The organism is Cellulomonas sp. SLBN-39 (assembly GCF_006715865.1).
GTDB lineage: Bacteria > Actinomycetota > Actinomycetes > Actinomycetales > Cellulomonadaceae > Cellulomonas.
Map to the genome: position 1 here is coordinate 2,050,123 of NZ_VFOA01000001.1, position 21,450 is coordinate 2,071,572.

Below are 21,450 nucleotides of genomic sequence, written 5' to 3' on the forward strand. Positions count from 1 at the left end.
CGCTGACCTGTCACCCGTCGACGGCCGGCCGCGAGCCGCCCGTCCGGTTCCGCGACGGTCCTGATCCCGCCTGAGCCCGTCCCGAGGAGGTCCCCCGTGCCGTTCGTGCTGCCCGAAGGTCTGGCGCCCGAGGTCTACCCGCTGGCCTGGCTCGTCGGCCGGTGGCGCGGCGAGGGAGTCGTCGGGTACCCCGGCATCGAGGAGAGTGCCTTCACCCAGGAGCTCGACGTCACCCACGACGGCGGCCCCTACCTCGCCTACACCACCACGATCCGCCTCGTCGTCACCCCCGACGACCCGGCGGCCCTCGTCGCCGAGGCCGACGGGACGGCGGAGCCGCCGGCAGAGCCCGGGCCGGTGTGGTCCACGGAGTCCGGGTACTGGCGCATCCCGCCGGAGCGCCCCGAGGGCGTCGCGCCGGACAAGCACCCCGTCGAGCTCCTGGTCGCCGACCCGTCGGGCCACGTCGCCGTCTACGTCGGCCAGGTCGGCAACGGTCGGGCCGACCTCGCGTCCGACCTCGTCGCGCACACCGCCACCGGGGCGGCCGTCAATGCCGGCACCCGGCTGTACGGGCTCGTCGAGGGCGACCTCATGTGGGCCCACGACCTCGCCGCATTCGGGCACCCCATGCAGTCGTACGCGTCCGCCCGCCTGACCCGCGTGGACGCGTCGTGACCACGGCCCCCGCCGCCGGCCCGCTCGACGCGGCAGCAGACGCCACCGAGCCCGCCCCGCCGCGGCACCGCAGCCCGCTGCTGGGCCGGCACGGGGCCGTCGCCGCCGCCGGACCCGACGCCGGCGTCGCGTGGCACTACGGCGACCCGACGGCCGAGCAGCGCGCGCTGGCCCGCGGCGGCGCCGTCGTCGACCAGTCGCACCTGGGTGTCGTCACCGTCACCGGCCCCGACCGGCTCACGTGGCTGCACTCGCTGACCACCGCCGCCGTGGACACCCTGCCGCCGCGCACGTCCACCGAGCTGCTGGTGCTCGACCCGCACGGGCACGTCGAGCACGCCGCGGGCGTCGTCGACGACGGCACCACCACGTGGCTGCTCACCGAGACGGCCCCGGCGCTGGCCGCATGGCTCGACCGCATGCGCTTCATGCTGCGGGTCGAGGTCGCCGACGTCACGGACGACTGGGCGGCGCTCGCCGAGCCCGTCGACGCGGAGGGCACCGCCGACGAGCCGGTGACCTGGCGCGACCCCTGGCCGCGGACCGCGCCGGGCAGCACGCGGTACGGCCCGGACGACGCCGAGCACCCGGCCGCCGACCGGCGCTGGCGGCTCGTCCTCGTGCCGCGCGCCACGCTGGCCGACGAGGTCCGGGCCCGCGAGGCCGCGGGCTGGCCGCTCGTCGGCACCTGGGCCGCGGAGGCGCTGCGCGTCGAGGCCTGGCGCCCGCGCGCCGCGCACGAGGTCGACAACCGCACCATCCCGCACGAGCTCGACTGGCTGCGCACGGCGGTGCACCTGCACAAGGGCTGCTACCGCGGCCAGGAGACCGTGGCGCGCGTCCACAACCTCGGCCGGCCGCCGCGTCGGCTCGTGATGCTGCACCTCGACGGGTCGGGGCACCTGCTGCCCGCCGTCGGCGCGGCGGTGCGGCTGCCCGCGGCTGGTGCGGTGCCCGGCGACCCGGCGGCGGGCGGCCCCGGGGGAGACCCCGTGGGGCGCGAGGTCGGGCGCGTCACCAGCGTCGCGCGGCACCACGAGCTCGGACCGGTCGCGCTGGCCGTGGTCAAGCGGTCGGTGCCGGCGGACGCGGTGCTGCTCGTCGACTGCGACGGGGGTGCGGTCTCCGCGGGCCAGGAGGTCGTCGTGCCCGGCGAGGGCGTCTCGGTCGACCGCCCCGCGGCGCGCGGCCCGCTGACCCGCGGGCTCGGCGGCCACCCGATGCTCGGCGGCTGACCACCTGTGGACGCGCACCCCGGCACCGGTCGGCTGCGGGGCCGGGCGGCCGCGCGCGTCCTGGTCGAGGCGCGCGTCCGTGCCGGCTGGGGCCGGGTGCGGGCCTCGTGGCTGCTGATCCTGCAGGCGTCCGTCGCGGCCGGCGTGGCGTACGCCGTGGCCCGGCACGGCCTCGGGCACGCGGCCCCGTTCTTCGCCCCCGTCAGCGCGTGGCTCGCGCTCGGGTTCTCGCGCGACCGGTCCGTGCGGCGCGTCGCCGAGCTCGCCGCCGGGGTGGCCGTGGGCGTGGGGGCCGGCGACCTCGTCGTCCACGTCATCGGCTCCGGCGCCTGGCAGATGGCGCTGGTCCTGCTCGTCGCCGGGCTGGTGGCGCGCCTGCTGGACCGCGGGCAGATGCTCACCACGCAGGCCGGGGTGCAGGCCATCGTCATCGTGGGCCTGCCGCAGGTCGCCGGCGGGCCCGTGGGGCGGTGGCTCGACGCGGTCGTCGGCGGGCTCGTCGCGCTGGCGTTCGCGCTGCTCACCCCGTCGGACCCGCGCCGGCACCCGCGCAGCCTGGCCCGCACCGCCACCCAGGAGCTCGCGGGCGTGCTGCACCTGCTGGTCCGCGGGGTCAGCGCGCGGTCGGTCGACGACGTCGAGGCCGCGCTGCTCGCGGGCCGGGCGTCGCAGCCGGCGCTCGACGAGTGGCGCGACGCCGCGCGGTCCGCCGCCGAGCTGGTCCGGCTCGCGCCGCAGCACCGCCGGCACCGCGGCGAGCTCGCGCGCATGGTGGACGAGGCCGTGCTGCTGGACCGCGCCATGCGCAACGCCCGGGTGCTGGCCCGCCGCACCAGCACCGCCGTCGAGGACGGGCACGTGGTGCCCGCGCTGGCCGACGCGCTCGCCGCCGTGGCCCGCGCCACCGACGACCTGGCCGAGGCGACCGGGTCCGGGCGCGACGCGCGGGGCGTGCGGGCCCGGCTGACGGACGTCGCCGCGACCCTCGACCCCTTCGTCGTCGCCCCCGACGACTGGCAGGCGCAGTCGCTCGTGCTGCTGCTGCGCTCGCTCGTCGTCGACCTGCTCCAGATGGCCGGTGCCGGTCCGGGCGAGGCGCGCGAGGCGCTGCCGGAGATCTGACCCCCCGGCGCCGGTCGGACCCCGCGTGCCCGTCCGGCCCGCGCCCGGTCGGGTCAACCGGGCGCCTCGGACGCGTCGCCGTCGGTCACGTCTCGTACGCTCGTCGCGTGAACTTCATCGGGTCCATCCAGCTGGTGCTCCTGCCCCTGTTCTACGCCGTGATCTTCGTCCTCTCGGCCTGGGCGCTGGTGGACTGCCTGCTGCGCCCCGCCGCCGCGTTCGTCTCGGCCGGCAAGCGCACGCGGACGTTCTGGACGTGGGTGCTCGTCGCGGCGACCGTCGTGTCCTTCCTCAGCATCCCGATCCCCGGCTTCCCGTCGGCGTTCCCCCGCTTCCTCGCGCTCGCCGCCGCGGCCGCCGCGATCGTCTACCTCGTCGACGTGCGCCCGGCCGTGGCGCCGTACTCGCGTCGCCGGGGCGGCGGCCGGGGCCCGCAGCGGGGCGGCTGGTGAGCGCGGTCCCGTCCGCGCAGGTCGACGTCGCCACGGCGGCGGTGCCGCTCGCGCGGGTGACCCGCGGCGACCTCGTCGAGTCCGTGCACCTCGGGCACCTCGTGGTGCTCGCGCCGGACGGGTCGGTGCGGCTCGCGCTCGGCGACCCCGACGTGACGATCTGGCCGCGCTCGTCGCTCAAGCCGCTGCAGGCCGTCGCGATGCTGCGGCACGGGCTCGACGTCGACGGCGCCGACCTGGCGCTGGTGTGCGCGAGCCACTCCGGCGAGCCGGGGCACCTCGACGTCGTGCGGGGCCTGCTCGCCGGTGCCGGGCTGAGCGCCGACGCCCTGCAGAACACGCCGGACCGCCCGCTCGACCCGGACGCGGCGTGGGCGTGGCGGGCCGACGGGCACCCGGCGGCGTCGCTCACGCAGAACTGCTCCGGCAAGCACGCCGGCATGCTCGCGACGTGCGTGGCGGCGGGCTGGCCCACGGGGTCGTACCTGGACCCCGGGCACCCGCTGCAGCGTGCGGCGCGGGACGCGGTCGTCGACCTCACGGGCGTGCCCGTCGAGCACGCCACGGTCGACGGGTGCGGGGCGCCGCTGCTCTCGACGACGCTCACGGGGCTGGCGCGTGCCTTCGGGACGCTCGCCGCCGCGGGCGCCGGTGCGGCGGGCGAGGGCGCGACGCCCGAGGCCCGGGTCGCGCGGGCGATGGCCGGGCACCCGTGGCACGTCGGCGGCACGGGCCGCGACGCCACCGCGTTCATGACGGCCGTGCCGGGCCTCGTGGCCAAGGACGGGGCCGACGGCGTGTACGCGGCGGGCCTGCTCGACGGTGGTGCGGTCGCGTTCAAGGTGCTCGACGGGTCGGACCGCCCGCGGCCGGCGGTGCTCGGTGCCGCGCTCGTCGTGGCGGGCGTCGACCCGGGCGCGGTCGCGGACGCGGCGGCCACGCCGGTGCTGGGGCACGGCCGACCGGTGGGGGACGTGCGGGCGGTGTTCGCGTGAGGGCGGTGGTGCAGCGGGTCACGCGCGCCGCGGTGCGCGTGGACGGCGAGGTCGTCGGGGCGGTCGACCGGCCGGGGCTGCTCGCGCTGGTGGGCGTCACGCCCGGCGACGGGCCGGCGCAGGTCGAGCTGGTGGCGCGCAAGATCGCCGAGCTGCGGATCCTGCGCGACGAGCGGTCGGCGGTCGAGGTGGGGGCGCCCGTGCTGGTGGTCAGCCAGTTCACGCTGTACGGGGACACGCGCAAGGGGCGGCGGCCCACGTGGAACGCCGCCGCGCCGGGAGCTGTGGCCGAGCCGCTGGTGGAGGCGGTCGTCACGGCGCTGCGCGACCGGGGGCTGGAGGTCGCCACGGGGCGGTTCGGTGCGGACATGCAGGTCGAGCTGGTCAACGACGGTCCGGTGACGATCCTGCTGGAGTCGACGCCCGACGTCTGAGGCCGTGCACAGGCTGTCCGCCGTCCGGGTGGTTGTCCACAGTCGTCCACAGGGTTTGTCCACACCCTGACCTGCGATGACGGGTCCCTTTCCCCAGCATGGGGACAGAATCTGTGGACAAGTGGCGCGTGGTCCCCAGGCGGGGGACGCCCCGCGCACAGCCTGGGGACGGCCTGCGGCGCCTCCCGGGTCCCGCCTGTCGGTCTCGGCCCGTCCACCTCCGGCACCTCCCGCACGGCATCCTGGGTGCATGGCGACGGACCTGAGGATCGAGATCGTCCAGGGCGACCTCACCCGCGAGGCCACCGACGTCGTGGTCAACGCGGCCAACAGCGGGCTGCTCGGCGGCGGGGGCGTCGACGGCGCCCTGCACGCCGCCGCCGGTCCGGGGCTGCTGGCCGCGTGCCGGGAACTGCGCCGCACCGTGCTCCCCGACGGTCTGCCCGTCGGGCAGGCGGTGGCCACACCCGGGTTCGACCTGCCCGCACGGTGGGTGGTGCACACGGTCGGGCCGGACCGGCACCGCGGGCAGACCGACCCGGCGCTGCTCGCGTCGTGCTTCACGTCCAGCCTCGACGTCGCCGCCGGGCTCGGGGCACGGAGCGTCGCCTTCCCGGCGGTGAGCGCGGGCGTCTACGGGTGGGCGGCCGACGAGGTGGCGCGCGTCGCGCTCGACGCGGTCACGGCCTGGGCGCAGGCGCCGGGCGCGACGTCCGTGGACCTCGTGCGGTTCGTCCTGCTCTCGCCCCCGGTCCTCGCGGCGTTCACGGCCGCCCGCACGACGCCCTGACGGGACGCACGGGCCGCGACGCCCAAGCCGGGACGGGCGAGCCACGACGCGCGGACGGGCGGGGTCGGGCGCACCGGCGGGGCCGGGGGCACCGGCCCCGCCGGTCGTCAGACGTCGTCGGTCGTCAGACGTCGTCGGTCGTGAGACGTCGTCGGTCGTCAGGCCTCGTCGAGGTGGACGAGCTCCTCGGGGGAGAGCAGCAGGTCGGCCGCACGGACGGAGTCCTGGACCGACGCAGGCCGGGACGCGCCCGGGATGGGGACGACGACGTCGGCCTGCGCGAGCTCCCACGCGAGCGCGACCTGCTGCGGGCTGACGCCGTGGGCCTGCGCGACGGCGGCGAACGGGGCGAACCGCGAGCCCAGGTCGCCCGCGCGGGCGATCCCGCCGAGCGGGCTCCACGGCAGGAACGCGACGCCCATCTCGGCGCACAGGTCGAGCTCGGGCTGCGACGAGCGGAACGCGGGCGAGTACTGGTTCTGCACGGACGCGAGCCGCCCGCCCAGCACCTCCTGCGCGAGGCGGATCTGGTCGGGGTCCGCGTTGGAGATCCCGGCCAGGCGGATCGTGCCGGCGTCGAGCAGCTCGGCGAGCACGCCGACGGAGTCCGCGTAGGGCACGGCCGGGTCGGGGCGGTGGAGCTGGTAGAGGCCGATCGCCTCGACGCCGAGCCGCCGCGCGGACGCCTGCGCCGCCGCCCGCAGGTGCTCGGGCCGGCCGTCGATCGTCCAGGAGCCGTCGCCGGGGCGCAGGTGCCCGCCCTTCGTCGCGACCAGGACGGACGACGCGTCGCCGCCCCAGGTGCGCAGGGCGCCCGCGATGAGCTCCTCGTTGTGGCCGACCTCGTCGGCGTGCAGGTGGTAGGCGTCGGCGGTGTCGATCAGGGTGACGCCCGCGTCGAGCGCGGCGTGGATGGTGGCGACCGAGCGCTCGGCGTCGGGGCGGCCCTCGATGGACATGGGCATCCCGCCGAGGCCGATCGCGCTCACGGGGTGGTCGGCGACGAAGCGTGTGTGCATGCTCCCCATCCGACACCCCGGCCCGGGCGGACGCACCTCAGGGGCGCAGGGCGCGGAGCACGCGGTCGACGTCGTCCGTGCTGTTCCACACGTGGAAGGCCATCCGCACGCCGCCGCCGCGGGTCGCCGCGCGCACGCCCGCCGCGGCGAGGGCCGCGCCGACGGTGCCGTCCGGGTCGGGCAGCGCGACGAACGCCGTGCCCGTGCGGGGCAGGTCCAGGCCGTCGCACAGCAGGTCGGTCAGGCCGACGTCGTGGGCCCGCACCAGCTCGGGGTCGGTGCCCGCGAACGCCTCGAGCGCGGGCACGGCACCGGCCCAGCACAGCCAGGCGGGGGAGACGTCGAGCCGTCGCGTCGTGGTGGCCAGGTGCATGGCGGGCCCGTAGGTCGACGCCCAGCGCTCCTCGCCGGCGTACCAGCCGGCCTGCCCGGGGCGGACCCGCTCGAGCGCGTCGGGCGTCGCGGTGAGGAAGCCGACGCCGCGCGGGGCGGCGAGCCACTTGTACGCCGAGCAGACCGTCAGGTCGAAGGCGCCGGCGTCGACGGGCAGCCACCCGGCCTGGGTCAGGTCGGCGAGCGTCGTGGCGCCGACCTGCGCCGCCGCGGCGCGTACGGCGTCGACGTCGGCGACGCGTCCGTCGACGGACTGCACGAGGGAGAACGCCACGAGGTCGCAGCCGTCGGCGACCGCGTCGGCCAGGGCGTCGAGGGGCACGTGCCGGACCTGCACCCCGCGGTCCTGCTGGGTCATGAACGGCCAGGTCACCGACGTGAAGTCGCCCTCGACGGCCACCACGCGGGCCCCGTCGGGCAGCGACGCGGCCACCTGGCCGACCATCGCGGACGTCTGCGCGCCGACGGCCACGAGCGCGGGGTCGACGCCGACGAGGCGGGCGTACGCGGCGCGCGACGCCTCGACGGCCTCGTCGTACCGGGTGGTCGACGCGCCGCCGGCCGCCCACGCGTCGAGCTCGGTGCGCAGGACGTCGAGCGACCCGCGGGCCGGCAACCCGGAGGTCGCGGCGTCGAGGTAGCCGGGCACCGGCACGAACTGCGCCCGCAGCGCGTCGAGCGGGGCGGTGGCGGGGCGGGCGGTCGTGGCGGCGGACGTCATGCAGCGATCGTCCTGCCGTCCCGGTCATCCGACAACGGCCACTTCAGCACCGGTGGCATCACCCGCGGTTATGGTCGGCGGGTGACCGGACACGCCCACGTGCCGGCGGTGACGACCGACCAGGTCCCCGTCGGCGAGCCGCTCGACGTCGGTGCGCTGCGCCTGCTGCAGGCCGTCGGCGAGCACGGCACCCTCACGGCGGCGGCCGTCGCGCTCGGCATCAGCCAGCCCGCCGCCAGCCAGCACGTGCGCCGGCTCGAGCGCCGCCTGGGCACGGCCCTGCTCGACCGCGGCGGGCGGCGTGTGCGGCTCACCGAGGCCGGGCGGGTCCTGGCCCGGCACGGGGTGACCGTCAGCGCCGCCCTGCACGCCGCCCACGCGGAGGTCGCCGCGCTCACCGGGCTGCGCGCGGGCGTCGTGCGGCTCGTCGGCTTCCCGTCCGCCGCGGCCACGCTCGTGCCGCCCGCGCTCGCCCAGCTGCGCGCCGCCCACCCCGGTCTGACCGTCGCCCTCCAGGAGGCCGAGCCGCCCGCCTCGCTCGACCTGCTGCGCTCGGGCGCCGCCGACGTCGTCCTCGGCTTCACCTACGACGGCGCCGGGGCGGCCGACCTCGCGGGCCTGCACGTCGAGCCCCTGCTGGTCGACACCACGCACGTGGCCCTGCCCGCGGACCACCCCGCCGCCGCGCCGACCGGTCCCGACGTCGCTGGCCTGGACCTCGCCGACCTGGCCGACGCCGACTGGATCGCCGGCTGCCCCCGCTGCCGCGGCCACCTCGTCGACGCGAGCCGCGCCCGCGGCTTCGAGCCGCGCGTCGTGCACGCCACCGACGACTACCCGGCGGTGCTCGGCCTGGTCGCCGCCGGCCTCGGCGTCGCGGTGCTGCCCGGGCTCGTCGCCCCGGCCGCCCGCCGCACCGACGGCGTGGTGCTGCGGCGCGCCGCGGGCACCCGCGACCGCCGTGTGTGGGCCGCCACCACCCCGGACCTTGCGCGCGTGCCGTCCGTCGCGGCGACCACGGACGCGCTGCACCGGGCCGCGGCGGCCCTCGGCACGGTCTAGGGGCGGACCAGCGCGTCCAGGTCGATCCGCAGCGCCGACGCGACGGTGCGGACCACGCCGTTCGCCGTGTTGGCGGGGGCGACGTACCGGGCCAGCGCCCGGACCTGCGGGTGCGCGTTGTCCATGGCGAACGACCAGTGCGCCGCACCGAGCATGCCGACGTCGTTGAGGTAGTCGCCGAACGCCATGGTCTGCTCCGGGCCCACGCCGAGCGCGGCCTGCACGGCCCGCAGCGCCGTGCCCTTGTCCGCGGTCGGGCTCATCACGTCGACCCAGTGCTCGCCGGAGACGAGCACGCGGGCCGCGTCCCCGAGGTCTGCCAGGCGCGTCGCGGCCCCGGCCTCGGCGCCGCCGAAGTCGTACACCGCGACCTTGAGGACGGTGTCGTCGACCGCGAGGAGGTCGTCGACGACCTCCAGCCGGGCGTAGTACGGCGCGCACTGCGCGAGGAACGCCTCGTCCGTGCGCTCGACGTACGCCGACCCGATCCCGCACAGCACGGTGCCGACGTCCAGGTCGGCCGCGTCCCGCACCCGCTGCACGGCGGCGTGCGCCGTGGCGGTCGCCAGGCCGTCGACCGCGAGCGCGTGCCCGTCGCGCACCACGTACGAGCCGTTCTCGGCGACGTACACCAGGTCGTCACGCCCGAGCTCGCGGCGCAGCGTCGCGTACTGGCGACCCGACGCCGGCACGACCGCCACGCCCCGGCGCAGCAGCTCGTCCAGCAGCGGCCAGAACGTGGGGTGGATGCGCTTGTCGTCGTCGAGCAGCGAGCCGTCCATGTCGAGCGCCAGCAGCGCGAGGTCGGGGACGACGTCGAGCACGGGCGGCTCGAGGACCGGGGCGGGCGCGGGGGTCATCCCACGAGTGTCGCACCGGGCGCGGGGGCGGCCGGACGCGCGTGCACCGCGAGCTCGGCGGCCTTGACGGTGAACCACGCCTCCGTGCCGGGGGTGAGGCCGAGCGCCGCGACGGCCCGGGGTGTCAGGTCCGCCGCGAGCACCACCCCGCCCGCGGCCGTCCCGCGCACCCGCACGAGGGCGCCCGACGGCTCGACGCCCGTGAGGCGCACGGGCACGACGTTGCGGGGACTGCCGGAGGGGTGCGTGGTGTGCACGGCCACGGCCCGGGGCTCGACCACCGCCGCCGCCGGCTCACCCACCGCGAGCGGCTCGGTCGACGTGCCGACGAGCACCAGGCCCGCACCGGTGTCGACGGTGACCTCGTGCTCCTCGCCCGCCGCCCCGCCCGCCGCACGGCCCGCCGCGCCGCCCCGTGCGTGGCCGTCCGGGGAGGCCACGACAGTGCCCGTGACCAGGTGCACGCCCGCGAGCCGGGCCGCGAACGCCGACCGGGGCCGGGCGAGCACCTCGGCCACCGGGCCGTCCTCGACGACGCGGCCGTCGGCGAGCACCACGACCCGGTCGGCCAGCACCAGCACGTCCAGGAGGTCGTGCGTGACCAGCAGCGTCGTGCGCGGCTCCGCGCGCGCCAGACCCAGCAGCAGGGTGCGCGCGTGCGCCGCGACGCCGACGTCCAGGGCCGCGAACGGCTCGTCGAGCAGCAGCACCCGCGGGTCGGTCGCCAGCGCGCGGGCGAGCGCGACCCGCTGCGCCTGGCCACCCGACAGCGCGTGCCCCCGCCGCCCCGCCAGGTGCCCGGCCCCGACGCGGTCCAGCGCGACGGCCGCGCGATCGCGGGACCGCCGCCGGCTCGCACCGCGCGAGCGGGGGCCGAACGCGACGTCGTCGAGCACGGCGAGGTGCTCGAGCAGCAGGGGGCGCTGGGCGACCCAGCCGACGTGCCGGTCGCGCGGCGGGGCCCGGGTGACGTCGACGCCGTCGACGCGGACCTCCCCCTCGCCGGGCACGAGGCCCGCGACGGCGGCCAGCAGCGTCGACTTGCCGGCGCCGTTCTCGCCGAGCACCGCCACGACCTGGCCGGGCGACACGTCGAGCGTCACGTCGAGCCCGCGGTCCGGCACCCGGACGGCGACCCGCAGCGCAGCCGCCGGTCGGACGCCTCCCGCGGTGCCGTCCGGCCGGGGTGCGGGCGCGGCGACCACGCCCGGACCGTCGTCGGGGTCGGTCCTGCGCACGCCTGCCCCGTCCGCCGGCCCCGCACCGTCCGCCGGTCCGCCGTGGCGCCCAGGGCCTCGCCCGGGGGAAGCCGGTGCGCCCGTCGCGTGCACGCCGACGGTGACGGCGAGCGCGACGACGACGAGCAGCACCGCGAGCGCGACGGCCGCGTCGGGGTCGGCGCTGCGCTGGAGGTAGATCTCCAGCGGCAGGGTCTGCGTGACGCCCGGCAGGGCGCCGGCGAACGTGATCGTGGCCCCGAACTCCCCGAGCGCGCGCGCGAACGCCAGCACCGCGCCCGATGCGAGCCCGGGCAGCACGCGCGGCAGGGTGACCCGGCGCAGCACGGTCGTGGGGCCGGCGCCGAGGGTGGCGGCGACGTCCTCGACGCGGTCGTCGAGGGTGCGCAGCGCACCCTCGAGGCCGAGCACGAGGAACGGCAGGGCCACGAACGTCTGCGCGAGCACGACGGCGACGGTGGTGAACGGCACCTGCACGCCCAGCAGCTCCAGCGGGGTGCCGAGCAGCCCGCGACGACCGAAGGTGTGCAGCAGCGCGAGGCCGCCGACGACCGGGGGCAGCACGAGGGGGAGCAGCACGAGCGCGCGCACGACGCGCTGCCCGGGGAACCGGGTGCGCGCCAGCACGAGCGCGAGCGGTGCGCCGAGCGCGACGCACGCGACCGTCGCGACGACGGCGGTGCCCAGCGACAGCCCGAGCGCGTCGAGCGCGGCGGGCGAGGTGACTAGGGCGAGCGCGCCGGCCGGGTCGGTGCGCAGCACGAGCGCCACCACCGGCAGCACGACGAGGAGCGCCCCGAGCGCCGCGGGCACGAGCACCCAGCGGGGCAGCGTGCGCATCACGCACCCCGGCCGGGGAGCGTCACGGCGTGCCGAACCCGGCGGCGGTGAGCGCGGCGCGCCCGTCGGGGCCGGTGAGCAGGTCGACCCACGCGGCGGCGAGGGTGTCGGTGCCGCGGTCGCGCGCCGACGTCGTCACCGCGACGGGGTACACGTTGACGGCCGCGTCGGTCTCGGGCACGTCGACGACGCGCACGTCGGCGCCGGCCCGCGCGGCGTCGGTGACGTAGACCAGGCCCGCGTCGGCCTCGCCCGCGACGACCTTGGCGAGGACGTCGGTGACGGACTGCTCCTCGCCCACCCGGTGCACGCGTACGCCCGCGGCGTCCTCGACGGCGACGGCGGCGGCCCCGCAGGGCACGGCCGGTGCGCAGACGACGACGGCGACGTCCTCGCGGGCGAGGTCGGCGAAGGACCCGACGCCCGCGGGGTCGTCGGGCGGGGTCACGACGGTGAGGGTGTTGGTGGCGAACGGCACGGGGTCCGCGGCGTCGCCGGCGTCGACGACGCGCGCGAGGCTGGCCTCGTCGGCGAGCGCGACGACGTCCGCGGGGGCGCCGGCCAGCACCTGGTCGGCGAGGTCGGCGGAGCCCGCGGACGACAGGACGACGTCGACGCCGGGGTGGGTCTGCTCGTAGGTCGCGGCGAGGTCGGTGAAGACGTCGCGCAGCGACGCGGCGGCGAGCACGACGAGCGTCCTGGCCGGGGCGTCGTCGGTGCCGTGCGCCCCCGCGGCGGTGCACCCGCCCGTCAGGGCGACGGACAGGACGACGCCGGTGGCGAGGGCGCCACCGGGCAGGTGCCGGGTGCGGGCGGGACGGGCGACGGGCACGCCCCGAGGCTAGGGGCGCGCGTGCGGCACCACAAGGCGCCGACCGCCGCGCGTGCGGGTGATCAGGTGCTACGGGGCCGCGGCTGCGGCCGGGTCCGGCCACCACAGGCGCACGGCCTCGACGACCGCCCCGTCCGCCGGGGCGTGCGTGCCCGGCACGAGCGCGAGCGTCCACGGCCCGCCCAGGGCCGCCAGGTGGTGCGCCAGCTCGGTGGGCGACCCGAACGGGTCGCGCTCCCCGCTGACCGCCAGCACCGGCACCCGCACGTCGGGCAGGTGCGCCGTCCGCAGCTTCTCCGGCTCGCCCGGCGGGTGCAGCGGGTACGACAGCAGCAGCAGCCCCGCCACGTCCAGCCCCTCCGCGACCGCCATCGACGCCATCCGCCCGCCGAACGACCGCCCGCCCACGACCAGCCGCCCCGTCGGCACCCCGAGCTCGGCGGCGAACGCCTCCGCCTCCGCCCGCACCCGCGCGACCGCGGCCCGGCCCCGCGGCAGGTCGACCCTCCGCACCGGCACCTGCGCGGCCAGCGCGGCGTCCAGCGCCACGAGGGTGCTGTGGTCGCGGGTCGCGCTCGCCCCCGGCGTCAGCAGCAGCCCCGCGACGTCCACCGGGGCGGCGTCGGCACGCACCACCCGCAGACCCGTCCGTGGCACCGGCACGCTCATCCGTCGACCAGCTCGCGCACCAGCGCCGGCAGGCTCGTCTGGATCGGCTCGCGCACCACCCGCGCCGCCACGTCGTCGTACGGCGTCGGCTCGGCGTTGACGATGACGACCTCCGCCCCGTGGTGCGCCGCCAGCGGCACCAGCCCCGCCACCGGGTGCACCTGCAGCGACGTCCCCACCGCGATCATCACGTCGCACGTGGACGCCGCCTCCGCCGCCCGGTCCAGGGCGTCGCGCGGCAGGTCCTGGCCGAACATCACCGTGCTGGTCTTGAGGATCCCGCCGCACCGCTCGCAGTGCGGGTCCGGGTCGTCGACCAGCCGCTCCAGCACCGCCTGCGTGGCCCACACGCCGTCGCACGCCGTGCACACGGTCGTGAACAGGCTCCCGTGCAGCTCGACCACCAGCTCCGACGACGAGCCGGCGGCCTGGTGCAGACCGTCGATGTTCTGCGTCAGCAGCGCCGTCAGCACCCCTGCCTTCTCGAGCTCGACGAGCGCGCGGTGCGCGTCCGACGGGTGCGCGTCCCACATCGGGGAGTGCAGGCGCGCCAGCCACGAGCGGCGCCGCACGTCGGGGTCGGCCATGTACACGGGGTAGTCCAGCAGGTCCTGGCGCTCGGGGTGGAGCGTCCACGTGCCCTGCGGCCCACGGAAGTCGGGGATGCCGACGTCGGTCGAGATGCCGGCGCCGGTCAGCACCGTCACGGACGGGGTCATGCGCAGACTCTCGCACGGCCCGGCCCGTCGCGAGACCCGTCCGGCACGCGGCTAGGGTGCGCACGTGGACGACGGGACGGTCGAGCGGCGCGGACGCGTCGTCATGCAGGTGCGCTGGTCGGACGTCGACCTGTTCGGGCACGTCAACAACGCCGCGTTCCTGCGGTACCTCGACGACGCCCGCTTCACCCAGTTCCCCCGCATGGGCGTCGACGAGAACGGCACCATGACCGCGTCGCTGCTCGTCGTGGCCAAGCACGAGATCGACTACCTCGCCCCGCTGCGGTTCCGCCCCACCCCGTTCGTCGTCGAGGTCTGGGTGCCGCGCCTGGGCCGGTCCTCCGTCGACGTCGCGTACGAGGTCCTCGACGCCGACGCCCCCGGCGCCACCGTGTGCCTGCGCGCCCGCTCCCGCATGGTCCAGCTCGACTCCGCGACCCACACCCCGCGCCCCTTCACCGACGAGGAGCGCGCGACCTTCGCCGCCTACCCCGGTCCGGACCCGCAGCTGCGCGGCTGGTGACGCACCGGCGCAACACGCGCCTGCGACCATGTGCGCCGTGACGAACGCACGCCTGCACCTGGTCCTCATGCTCGCCCTGACCTTCACCACCGGGATCATCGACGCCGTCGGCTACCTCGGCCTCGACCGGGTCTTCACCGCGAACATGACCGGCAACGTCGTCATCCTCGGCATGGCGCTCGCGGGCGGTGACGACCTGCCCGTGGCGGGGCCGCTCATCGCCCTGGCGGGCTTCATGCTCGGCGCCGCGATCGGCGGGCGCGTCCTGCGCCGCGCCGCGCCGGGGTGGACGCACCTGTCGACGACGACGTTCGGCGCGACCGGCGTGCTGTCGGTGCTGCTCGGCGTCGCCGCGGTCGTCGCGCCGCCGCGCGAGGGTGAGGCGTGGGGCTTCGTGGTGACGGCGCTGCTCTCGATCGCGATGGGGCTGCAGGCCGCAGCGGCGCGCCGGATCGCCGTCAAGGACGTCACCACGGTCGTCGTCACCTCGACCCTCACGGGCCTGGCCGCCGACTCCCGCCTCGCCGGCGGCACGGGTGAGAACTGGGCCCGCCGCGCGCTCGCGGTCGCTCTCATCCTCGCCGGCGCCGGCGTCGGCGCCCTGCTGCTCCAGGCGGGCGGCGAGGCCGGTGTCGGCGTCGGGATGCTGGTCGCGGGCGTCCTCGCGCTCGTCGTCGCGACCGTCGGCCACTGGCGCCGCGAGCCCGCCGCGGCCTGACCGTGGCGGGCTCGCGGGCCGGTCGTGCCGGTCAGCGCACGAGGGCGGCCGCCCGCCGCCGGGCCACGGCCCGGGCGAGCACCGCGGCGCTGGGCTTCGCCGTCCGGCGCCCCGTCGCCCGGTCGACCTCGTGCAGCCCGAGCTGGTACCGGTAGCCGAAGATCCACTCGAAGTTGTCCATGAGCGTCCAGTGGAAGTACCCGAGCACCGGCACGCCGTCACGGACCGCGGCGTCCAGGCTCGCCAGCGCCGGCTCGACCAGGCCGGCGCGCAGCGTGTCGTCCTGCGTCGCGACGCCGTGCTCGGACACGAGCACGGGCACGCCGGTGGCACCGTGCACGTACCGGACCGCCCCGCCGAGCGACTCGGGCACCAGCGGCGTGCCCATCTGGTTGACGGGCCCGTCGCCCTCGCCCGCGTGCACGACACCCGTGCGGTCGTGCGCGATCTGCTCGTAGTTCTGCACCCCGACGAAGTCGTCGTCACGGACCAGGTCGAACCACCGCGCGTAGCACTCGGCGCGCTTGCGGTCCCGCAGCGCCGCCCCCTCCTCGTCGAGGGCGACGTCGTCGACGACGGCCAGCGACAGCCCGACGCGGGCGTGCGGGGCGAGGGCGCGCACGACGTCGCGCGCGGCGCGGTGCCCGCGCGCGGTGCCGTCCTCGACGGCCTCCCGCTCCTCGGGCAGCACGACGTTCGCGGCGCGGAACCGGGGCACGCCGGCCGCCGCCGACGCCGCCTCGAGGGTGCGGCGCTGCAGGTCGACGACGAACGGCGGCAGCCCGCCCCACAGGAGCGTCGCCGCGAGGTTCGGCTCGTTGAGGGTGACGAACGCCGGCACCCGGTCGCCGAGGCGCCCCACGACGCGGGCGCACTGGTCGGCGAAGCGGGCCGGGGCGTCGGTGGCCAGCCACCCGCCCGCGGCACCGAACCACCGCGGCGACGTGAAGTGGTTCAGGGTCACCACGGGCGTGAGGCCGCGGGCCAGGCACCCGTCGACGAGGGCGTCGTACCGGTCGAGCGCGGCGGGGTCGACGACGCCCGGCTCGGGCTCGACCCGCGCCCACTCGACCGAGAACCGGTACGCGCCCAGCCCCATCGCCGCGACCAGGTCCAGGTCCTGCTCCCACAGCTCCCAGCTCCGGCACGCGGCACCGCTGGGCTCGACGAAGACGCTCGGCTCGACCTGCTCGAGGAACGACGTGTCGCTCGTGGTGTCGTGACCCTCGATCTGGTGCCCGGCGCCGGCGACGCCCCACCAGAACGTCTCGGGGTACAGGCCGGTGTCGGGGGTGCGGTGCGGGGACGTCATGGTCGTGCCTTCCGGGTCGGGGAGGGGCGGCGGGTCAGCGCACGCCGCGGATGGGCAGCACCGCGGCGGCACCCAGCAGCGCCGCGAGGGCGCCGAGGCCGAAGAGCGCGGCGAAGTTCTGCTCGCCGGGCCCGGCGCCGATCGCCAGGACCGCCGGGGCCACCGCCGGCACGATCGACGCGGGCAGCGTGTTGGCGAGGTTCATGATCCCCAGGTCCTTGGCGGGGTTCGTGGGGTCGGGCAGCACCTGCGTGACGAGGGCGAAGTCGACGGCCAGGTACACGCCCTGGCCGGCACCCATGACGGCCATGGCGACGAGGAACTCGCCGAACCCGTCGGCACGCGTCACCAGCGCCAGACCGGCGGCGAACACGACCGCGGCGGACAGCACGAAGGGCTTGCGGCGCCCGATGCGGTCGGACACCCGCGCGGCGACCGGCGCGAGCACCAGCGACGTGCCGGTGACCACGGCGGTCGCGACGAAGATCTTGCCCGCCACCTCCGCGGGGGTCACGTGCTGGACCATGATCAGGTAGAACGCCTGGTAGGCGTTGACCGCGGAGACGCCGAGGAACAGCAGGATGCGGCTGAGCCACGCCCACGCGAAGCCGGGGGCCGTCCGCGGGTCGACCCAGAAGGTGCCGGCGAGGTCGCGCAGCGCGAACGCCGGGCGCTGCGCGCGGGCCAGCGGGGCGTCCTTCGTGCCGAACGCGAGCGCCAGGCTCCCGACCACGCCGAGCGCGCCGGGCACGAGGATCATCGCCGTGAGGTCGGGCGCCAGGAGCTGGGCGACGAACAGGCCCAGCAGGGCGCCGACGGGGGTGCTCAGGCCGACGATCGACGAGGCGGTGCCCCGCTGCTCGACCGGCACCTGGTCCGGGACCAGTGCGGACGCGGCGACCAGCGACGTCACGTACCCCACGCTGAGCAGCGCGTGCCCGACGACGAGGACCGGTGTGCTCGCCGCCTGCACCAGCAGCAGGCTGCCCAGCCCGAGCGCCACGGCGCCCCCGACCAGGTAGGGGCGGCGCCGGCCGAACCGGCCGAGGGTGCGGTCGCTCAGCCGGCCCATCAGCGGGTAGCCGACGATCGTGAAGACGGCGCCGACGCTCGCGGTGACCGACAGGATCGTCGTCGCCGCACCCGCGTCGATCGCCGTCGACTTCAGCGACAGCGTGAGGATCGTCGCCGTCAGGAGCGTGGCGTTGACGGAGAACGTCGCCAGCGCGAGCAGCAGGTGGAACGCGGTCCGGCGCCCGGGCGAGGGCGGGGCGAGGTCGGCGGGCCCGGCCGCGGGGGCGGGGCTGAGGTCGTGCATGGTGACTCCTTCGTCAGGGGCACCGGCCCGACGGTGGGCCGGTGCGGCGTCGTTGCCGTGACCCCTGGAGGCTCCACCCCGGACGGTCGTCCGGGCCGCCGTGGTTCCATTGAGCGGAAGAGCGGAGCCCACGATCACCCGGGAGGGTGGTGCCCGATGACGGACGGCGACCCGGCGGTGCTCCCGCCGCCGCGCAGCCACCGCCCGCCCCGCGGCGAGCCCGTGCTCCGGCGCGCGGTGCGCCTGCTCACGGCGTTCGACGACGACCACCGTCACCTCGCGCTCGGTGCGCTCGCGGCCCGCGCCGGCCTGCCGCTGAGCACGGCCAGCCGGCTCGCCGCCCAGCTCGTCGGCCTCGGCGTCCTCGACCGCGCCCGCGACGGCACGTTCGGCATCGGTCTGCGGCTGTGGGAGATCGCGTCGCTCGCCGAGACCACGGTCTCGCTGCGCGGTGCCGTCGCCCCGCTCCTCGACGACCTCGTCGCCGTGACCCGGCACCACGTCCAGCTCGTCGTCCGCGACGGCGAGGAGGGTCTCGTCCTCGACCGGCGCGACGGCCGCGACCCGCTGCCCGTCCACTATCACGTGGGCGGGCACCTGCCGTTGGTCCCCACCGCCGCCGGCCAGGTGCTCCTGGCGGCCGCCCCGCGGGCGCTCGTCGAGGAGATGCTGGCGCGCGGCACCTACGGGTGGCCGACGGTCGAGTGCCCGCGACCCGCGCCCGAGGAGGTCCGCGCGCAGGTCGCCGAGGTGCGACGCACCGACCTGGCCGTCGTGCGCCGCCCCGCCGCCCCCGTCGTCTCGCTCGGGGTGCCGGTGCGCGACCGCACCGGTCAGGTCGTCGCCGCGATCGGTGTGGTCCTGCCCGCGGAGGGGGCGTCCGTGCCGCGTCTCGAACCGGTGCTGCGTGCCGCGGCCCGGGCCGCGACGCGCGCGGTCGCGGCCGGCGAGAAGGAGCGCCCGCCGGACTGGTCGCGCGGCTGACCGGCCCGCGGTGTCAGCGGGACGGGACCGCGGGGACGGGCAGCCGGGTCGTGGACGCCTCGCGCGTGATCTGGAACGGGTGCAGGAGCCCGGTGACGGGCTTGGGCGGGGGCGGGGCCAGCTCGCCGCGGCCCGAGGGGCGGGTGCCCGTGCGCAGCAGGGCGGTGGCCAGGGTGGTCGCGGCGGCGACACCGTCGACCACGGGCACGCCGATCGCGTCGGCGATGGTGCCGGTGAACGCGGCCATGCCGGCGCACCCGAGCACGACCGCGTCGGAGCCGTCCTGCGCGACGGCGCGGGCGCACGCGGCGGTCACGCGTTCCAGCGCGCCGCCGGCGGGGTCGTCGAGCTCCAGCACGGGGATGTCGCAGGCGTGCACGCCCGCGCAGGCGGCGGTGAACCCGTACCGGTCGAGCAGCTCGTGCGCGCGGGGGACGGTGCGGCTCAGGGTCGTGACCACGCTGAACCGGCGCGCCACCAGCGCGGCGGCGTGGAACCCGGCCTGGGCGATGCCGAGCACGGGCCCGCGGGCGAGCTCGCGGGCCGCGTCCAGGCCGGGGTCGCCGAAGCACGCGACGACGTAGGCGTCGACCCCCTGGGCCTCGCCGAGCGCGACCTGCTCGAGCAGGCCGGGCACGGCGAGGACCTCCTCGTAGTGCGACTCGATCGACGCGGGGCCCATGGTCGGCTGCACCGCGTCGACGAGGACGCCGGGGCCCGCCACCGCCCGGGCGGACCGGCCGACGAGGTCGGTCATCGCCCGGGTGGTGTTGGGGTTGATCACGCGCACGTGCACGGCGGGCTCCGGTCGTCGGGGGGGTCAGGCCTGCTGGCTGACGACGGCGGGGACGTCGGTGCTGCCGACGGACACGTGCGGGTCGTCGGCGTCCAGCACGGGCATCTGCGGGTTGCGGCGCTCGAGCCAGACGAACATCGCGTAGCCCAGCCCGCAGCCGACGAACCACGAGTAGCTCGACAGCCAGGTCACGTCGACGAGCCCGAGCTGCGCCAGCGGGCGGGGCAGCACGGCGGTGGCGACGGCGACGAGGCCCGCGGTCCCCACCGTGGCGAGGGCGTTGCGGTTGTAGCCGCGCGAGTACCAGTAGCGGCCGGTCGGGGCCATCGTGAACATGTCGTCGACGTGCACGCGCTGGCGGCCGATCACGTAGTAGCCGGCGATGAGGATGCCGAAGAGCGGGCCGATGAGGGCGCCCAGCACGCCGAGGGTGTAGTGGATCGCCTCGTCGTTGTCGTACCAGTTCCACGGCGTCAGCAGCACCGACCCGACGGCGGCGATCATGCCGCCGGCCCGCCAGGAGATCCTCTGCGGCGCGACGTTGGAGAAGTCGAACGCGGGGGAGATGAAGTTGGCGACGATGTTGATGCCGACGGTCGCGGTGACGAACGTCAGGCCGCCGAGCAGGATCGCGAACGGGGTGTCGATGGCCCGGACGGTCGCGATGGGGTCGGTGATGAGCTCGCCGAACACCGGGACGGTGGCGGACGCGCAGATCACGGTCAGCACGGAGAAGAAGAGGAAGTTGATCGGCAGACCCAGCAGGTTGCCCTTCTTCACGGCTGCGAACGAGCGCCCGTACCGCGAGAAGTCGCCGAAGTTCAGCATGGGGCCGGAGAAGTACGAGACCACCAGCGCGATCGCGGACAGCATCACGGGGATCGACGCCGCGAACGTCATGGGCGGGCCCGCGGACAGGTTGAGGGAGATGTTCGACCAGCCGGCCTCCGAGACGAGGTAGACGGCCATGACGATCATCACCACGTACACGGCGGGCCCGGCCCAGTCGATGAACCGGCGGATCGTCTCCATGCCGTGCCAGAACAGGGCGGCCTGCGCGCACCACAGGATCGCGTAGGAGATCCACCCGAGCGCGTTCAGGCCGAGGAACGACGGCTCCAGCAGCGACTGGGAGGCGGGCACGAACTTGAGGAAGATGATGTTCAGCGACTCGGCGGCGAGGAACGTCTGCACGCCGTACCAGGCGACGGCGATGAGGCCGCGGATGATCGCCGGCACGTTGGCCCCGAGCACCCCGAACACGGCGCGGTTGATGACGGGGTACGGCACGCCCGTCTTCTGCGACGGCTTGGCGACGAGGTTGCAGAACACCTGCACGATCACGATGCCGACGACGAGCGAGACCAGCACCTGCCAGCTGGCGATGCCGAGCGCGAACAGCGACCCGGCGGTGACGTACCCGCCGACGGAGTGCACGTCGGACATCCAGAACGCGAAGATGTTGTACGACGACCAGGTCTGCTTCTTCAGCGGGGCCAGGTCCTCGTTGGTCAGGCGGGGGTCGTAGGTCGCCCGGACCTCGCCGTCGCCGACGGGCATGCCGGCGGCCTCGACGAGGTCGTTCGGTCGTGCGTCGGCGGGCGCGGGCGGCGCGGTGGTCGCGGTGGTGGCGGTGGGCGGGCTGTCGGGCTGCGGTGCGGTCATGGCTGTCCTCGCTCGGGGAGGCGTTCACCCTGGTCGGGTCGGGTGCGGGTCACGTACGGTGAAGCGATCACTGCA

22 protein-coding genes are annotated in these 21,450 nt (G+C 76.8%); 11 read left to right on the forward strand and 11 right to left on the reverse strand.

Annotation, left to right across the window (positions count from 1 at the left end; all coding sequences use genetic code 11):
* Positions 1-96: 96 nt before the first annotated feature.
* The 7 genes from FBY24_RS09585 to FBY24_RS09615 all read left to right on the forward strand — a co-directional run bounded on the left by FBY24_RS09585 (position 97) and on the right by FBY24_RS09615 (position 5,706).
* The gene (locus FBY24_RS09585; RefSeq protein WP_142160107.1) at positions 97-678 is read left to right on the forward strand and encodes an FABP family protein; all 582 of its coding nucleotides are present in this window, start codon (positions 97-99) and stop codon (positions 676-678) included.
* On the forward strand, positions 675-1,913 hold the full coding sequence (locus tag FBY24_RS09590) for a folate-binding protein YgfZ (RefSeq protein ID WP_142160109.1): 1,239 nt from the start codon (positions 675-677) through the stop codon (positions 1,911-1,913). The genes FBY24_RS09585 and FBY24_RS09590 overlap by 4 nt, the downstream gene beginning before the upstream one ends.
* A gap of 6 nt (positions 1,914-1,919) precedes the next feature.
* Complete coding sequence (locus tag FBY24_RS09595) at positions 1,920-3,035, forward strand: aromatic acid exporter family protein (protein ID WP_174243480.1); 1,116 nt, start codon at positions 1,920-1,922, stop codon at positions 3,033-3,035.
* 107 nt (positions 3,036-3,142) lie between these two features.
* The gene (locus FBY24_RS09600; protein WP_142160111.1) at positions 3,143-3,487 is read left to right on the forward strand and encodes a DUF2516 family protein; all 345 of its coding nucleotides are present in this window, start codon (positions 3,143-3,145) and stop codon (positions 3,485-3,487) included.
* The gene (locus tag FBY24_RS09605) at positions 3,484-4,482 is read left to right on the forward strand and encodes an asparaginase (RefSeq protein WP_142160113.1); all 999 of its coding nucleotides are present in this window, start codon (positions 3,484-3,486) and stop codon (positions 4,480-4,482) included. The genes FBY24_RS09600 and FBY24_RS09605 overlap by 4 nt, the downstream gene beginning before the upstream one ends.
* Positions 4,479-4,916 carry a D-aminoacyl-tRNA deacylase gene (gene dtd, locus FBY24_RS09610; RefSeq protein WP_142160115.1) on the forward strand — a complete coding sequence of 146 codons (438 nt, stop codon included), beginning with the start codon at positions 4,479-4,481 and terminating at the stop codon, positions 4,914-4,916. The genes FBY24_RS09605 and dtd overlap by 4 nt, the downstream gene beginning before the upstream one ends.
* A gap of 250 nt (positions 4,917-5,166) precedes the next feature.
* Positions 5,167-5,706: an O-acetyl-ADP-ribose deacetylase gene (locus FBY24_RS09615; protein WP_255432316.1), complete on the forward strand. Its 540-nt coding sequence runs from the start codon at positions 5,167-5,169 to the stop codon at positions 5,704-5,706.
* A gap of 158 nt (positions 5,707-5,864) precedes the next feature.
* Here the strand turns inward: FBY24_RS09615 and FBY24_RS09620 are convergent, their stop codons facing one another.
* Both FBY24_RS09620 and FBY24_RS09625 read right to left on the reverse strand, forming a co-directional pair.
* Positions 5,865-6,725, reverse strand: coding sequence for an aldo/keto reductase (locus FBY24_RS09620; protein ID WP_142160117.1), 861 nt, complete (start codon positions 6,723-6,725; stop codon positions 5,865-5,867).
* 37 nt (positions 6,726-6,762) lie between these two features.
* Entirely contained in the window at positions 6,763-7,839 is a 1,077-nt protein-coding gene (locus FBY24_RS09625; RefSeq protein WP_142160119.1) for an aminotransferase class V-fold PLP-dependent enzyme, read from the reverse strand.
* 81 nt (positions 7,840-7,920) lie between these two features.
* Here FBY24_RS09625 and FBY24_RS09630 point away from each other — a divergent pair, with 81 nt between their 5' ends.
* On the forward strand, positions 7,921-8,901 hold the full coding sequence (locus tag FBY24_RS09630; protein ID WP_255432317.1) for a LysR family transcriptional regulator: 981 nt from the start codon (positions 7,921-7,923) through the stop codon (positions 8,899-8,901).
* Here the strand turns inward: FBY24_RS09630 and FBY24_RS09635 are convergent.
* The 5 genes from FBY24_RS09635 to FBY24_RS09655 form a co-directional block, all read right to left on the reverse strand.
* Positions 8,898-9,761, reverse strand: a complete 864-nt coding sequence (locus FBY24_RS09635; protein WP_142160121.1) for a Cof-type HAD-IIB family hydrolase — start codon at positions 9,759-9,761, stop codon at positions 8,898-8,900. The genes FBY24_RS09630 and FBY24_RS09635 overlap by 4 nt on opposite strands.
* On the reverse strand, positions 9,758-11,839 hold the full coding sequence (locus FBY24_RS19765) for an ABC transporter permease (RefSeq protein ID WP_142160123.1): 2,082 nt from the start codon (positions 11,837-11,839) through the stop codon (positions 9,758-9,760). Before FBY24_RS19765 ends, FBY24_RS09635 begins: the two co-directional genes overlap by 4 nt.
* Before the next feature lie 22 nt (positions 11,840-11,861).
* Positions 11,862-12,671 (reverse strand): molybdate ABC transporter substrate-binding protein, encoded by an 810-nt coding sequence (gene modA, locus FBY24_RS09645; protein WP_222117226.1) that lies wholly within the window; start codon positions 12,669-12,671, stop codon positions 11,862-11,864.
* 69 nt (positions 12,672-12,740) lie between these two features.
* On the reverse strand, positions 12,741-13,340 hold the full coding sequence (locus FBY24_RS09650; RefSeq protein WP_255432318.1) for an alpha/beta family hydrolase: 600 nt from the start codon (positions 13,338-13,340) through the stop codon (positions 12,741-12,743).
* Positions 13,337-14,059 carry a Sir2 family NAD-dependent protein deacetylase gene (locus FBY24_RS09655; RefSeq protein WP_142160125.1) on the reverse strand — a complete coding sequence of 241 codons (723 nt, stop codon included), beginning with the start codon at positions 14,057-14,059 and terminating at the stop codon, positions 13,337-13,339. The genes FBY24_RS09650 and FBY24_RS09655 overlap by 4 nt, the downstream gene beginning before the upstream one ends.
* 64 nt (positions 14,060-14,123) lie before the next feature.
* Between FBY24_RS09655 and FBY24_RS09660 the strand changes: the two genes are divergently transcribed.
* Positions 14,124-14,582: a thioesterase family protein gene (locus FBY24_RS09660; protein ID WP_255432319.1), complete on the forward strand. Its 459-nt coding sequence runs from the start codon at positions 14,124-14,126 to the stop codon at positions 14,580-14,582.
* Positions 14,583-14,610: 28 nt separating this feature from the next.
* Positions 14,611-15,300, forward strand: coding sequence for a YoaK family protein (locus FBY24_RS09665; protein WP_142160127.1), 690 nt, complete (start codon positions 14,611-14,613; stop codon positions 15,298-15,300).
* A gap of 31 nt (positions 15,301-15,331) precedes the next feature.
* On the opposite strand, the gene FBY24_RS09670 is transcribed toward FBY24_RS09665, so the two are convergent.
* Positions 15,332-16,612, reverse strand: coding sequence for a glycoside hydrolase family 1 protein (locus tag FBY24_RS09670; protein WP_142160129.1), 1,281 nt, complete (start codon positions 16,610-16,612; stop codon positions 15,332-15,334).
* Between the two features lie 34 nt (positions 16,613-16,646).
* Positions 16,647-17,930, reverse strand: coding sequence for an MFS transporter (locus tag FBY24_RS09675; protein ID WP_142160131.1), 1,284 nt, complete (start codon positions 17,928-17,930; stop codon positions 16,647-16,649).
* A gap of 156 nt (positions 17,931-18,086) precedes the next feature.
* Between FBY24_RS09675 and FBY24_RS09680 the strand changes: the two genes are divergently transcribed.
* Positions 18,087-18,914, forward strand: coding sequence for an IclR family transcriptional regulator (locus tag FBY24_RS09680; RefSeq protein ID WP_142160133.1), 828 nt, complete (start codon positions 18,087-18,089; stop codon positions 18,912-18,914).
* A 13-nt stretch (positions 18,915-18,927) separates the two neighbouring features.
* On the opposite strand, the gene FBY24_RS09685 is transcribed toward FBY24_RS09680, so the two are convergent.
* Positions 18,928-19,710, reverse strand: a complete 783-nt coding sequence (locus FBY24_RS09685) for an aspartate/glutamate racemase family protein (RefSeq protein WP_142160135.1) — start codon at positions 19,708-19,710, stop codon at positions 18,928-18,930.
* A 24-nt stretch (positions 19,711-19,734) separates the two neighbouring features.
* Positions 19,735-21,375 carry an NCS1 family nucleobase:cation symporter-1 gene (locus tag FBY24_RS09690; RefSeq protein ID WP_142160137.1) on the reverse strand — a complete coding sequence of 547 codons (1,641 nt, stop codon included), beginning with the start codon at positions 21,373-21,375 and terminating at the stop codon, positions 19,735-19,737.
* Positions 21,376-21,450 lie beyond the last annotated feature (75 nt).

Coding starts and splice junctions, on each gene's coding strand:
- FBY24_RS09615 (WP_255432316.1), top strand. CDS start 5,167: ATGGCGACGGACCTGAGGATCGAGATCGTCCAGGGCGACCTCACCCGC.
- FBY24_RS09620 (WP_142160117.1), bottom strand. CDS start 6,725: ATGCACACACGCTTCGTCGCCGACCACCCCGTGAGCGCGATCGGCCTC.
- FBY24_RS09625 (WP_142160119.1), bottom strand. CDS start 7,839: ATGACGTCCGCCGCCACGACCGCCCGCCCCGCCACCGCCCCGCTCGAC.
- FBY24_RS09635 (WP_142160121.1), bottom strand. CDS start 9,761: ATGACCCCCGCGCCCGCCCCGGTCCTCGAGCCGCCCGTGCTCGACGTC.
- FBY24_RS19765 (WP_142160123.1), bottom strand. CDS start 11,839: ATGCGCACGCTGCCCCGCTGGGTGCTCGTGCCCGCGGCGCTCGGGGCG.
- FBY24_RS09650 (WP_255432318.1), bottom strand. CDS start 13,340: ATGAGCGTGCCGGTGCCACGGACGGGTCTGCGGGTGGTGCGTGCCGAC.
- FBY24_RS09655 (WP_142160125.1), bottom strand. CDS start 14,059: ATGACCCCGTCCGTGACGGTGCTGACCGGCGCCGGCATCTCGACCGAC.
- FBY24_RS09665 (WP_142160127.1), top strand. CDS start 14,611: ATGTGCGCCGTGACGAACGCACGCCTGCACCTGGTCCTCATGCTCGCC.
- FBY24_RS09670 (WP_142160129.1), bottom strand. CDS start 16,612: ATGACGTCCCCGCACCGCACCCCCGACACCGGCCTGTACCCCGAGACG.
- FBY24_RS09675 (WP_142160131.1), bottom strand. CDS start 17,930: ATGCACGACCTCAGCCCCGCCCCCGCGGCCGGGCCCGCCGACCTCGCC.
- FBY24_RS09680 (WP_142160133.1), top strand. CDS start 18,087: ATGACGGACGGCGACCCGGCGGTGCTCCCGCCGCCGCGCAGCCACCGC.
- FBY24_RS09690 (WP_142160137.1), bottom strand. CDS start 21,375: ATGACCGCACCGCAGCCCGACAGCCCGCCCACCGCCACCACCGCGACC.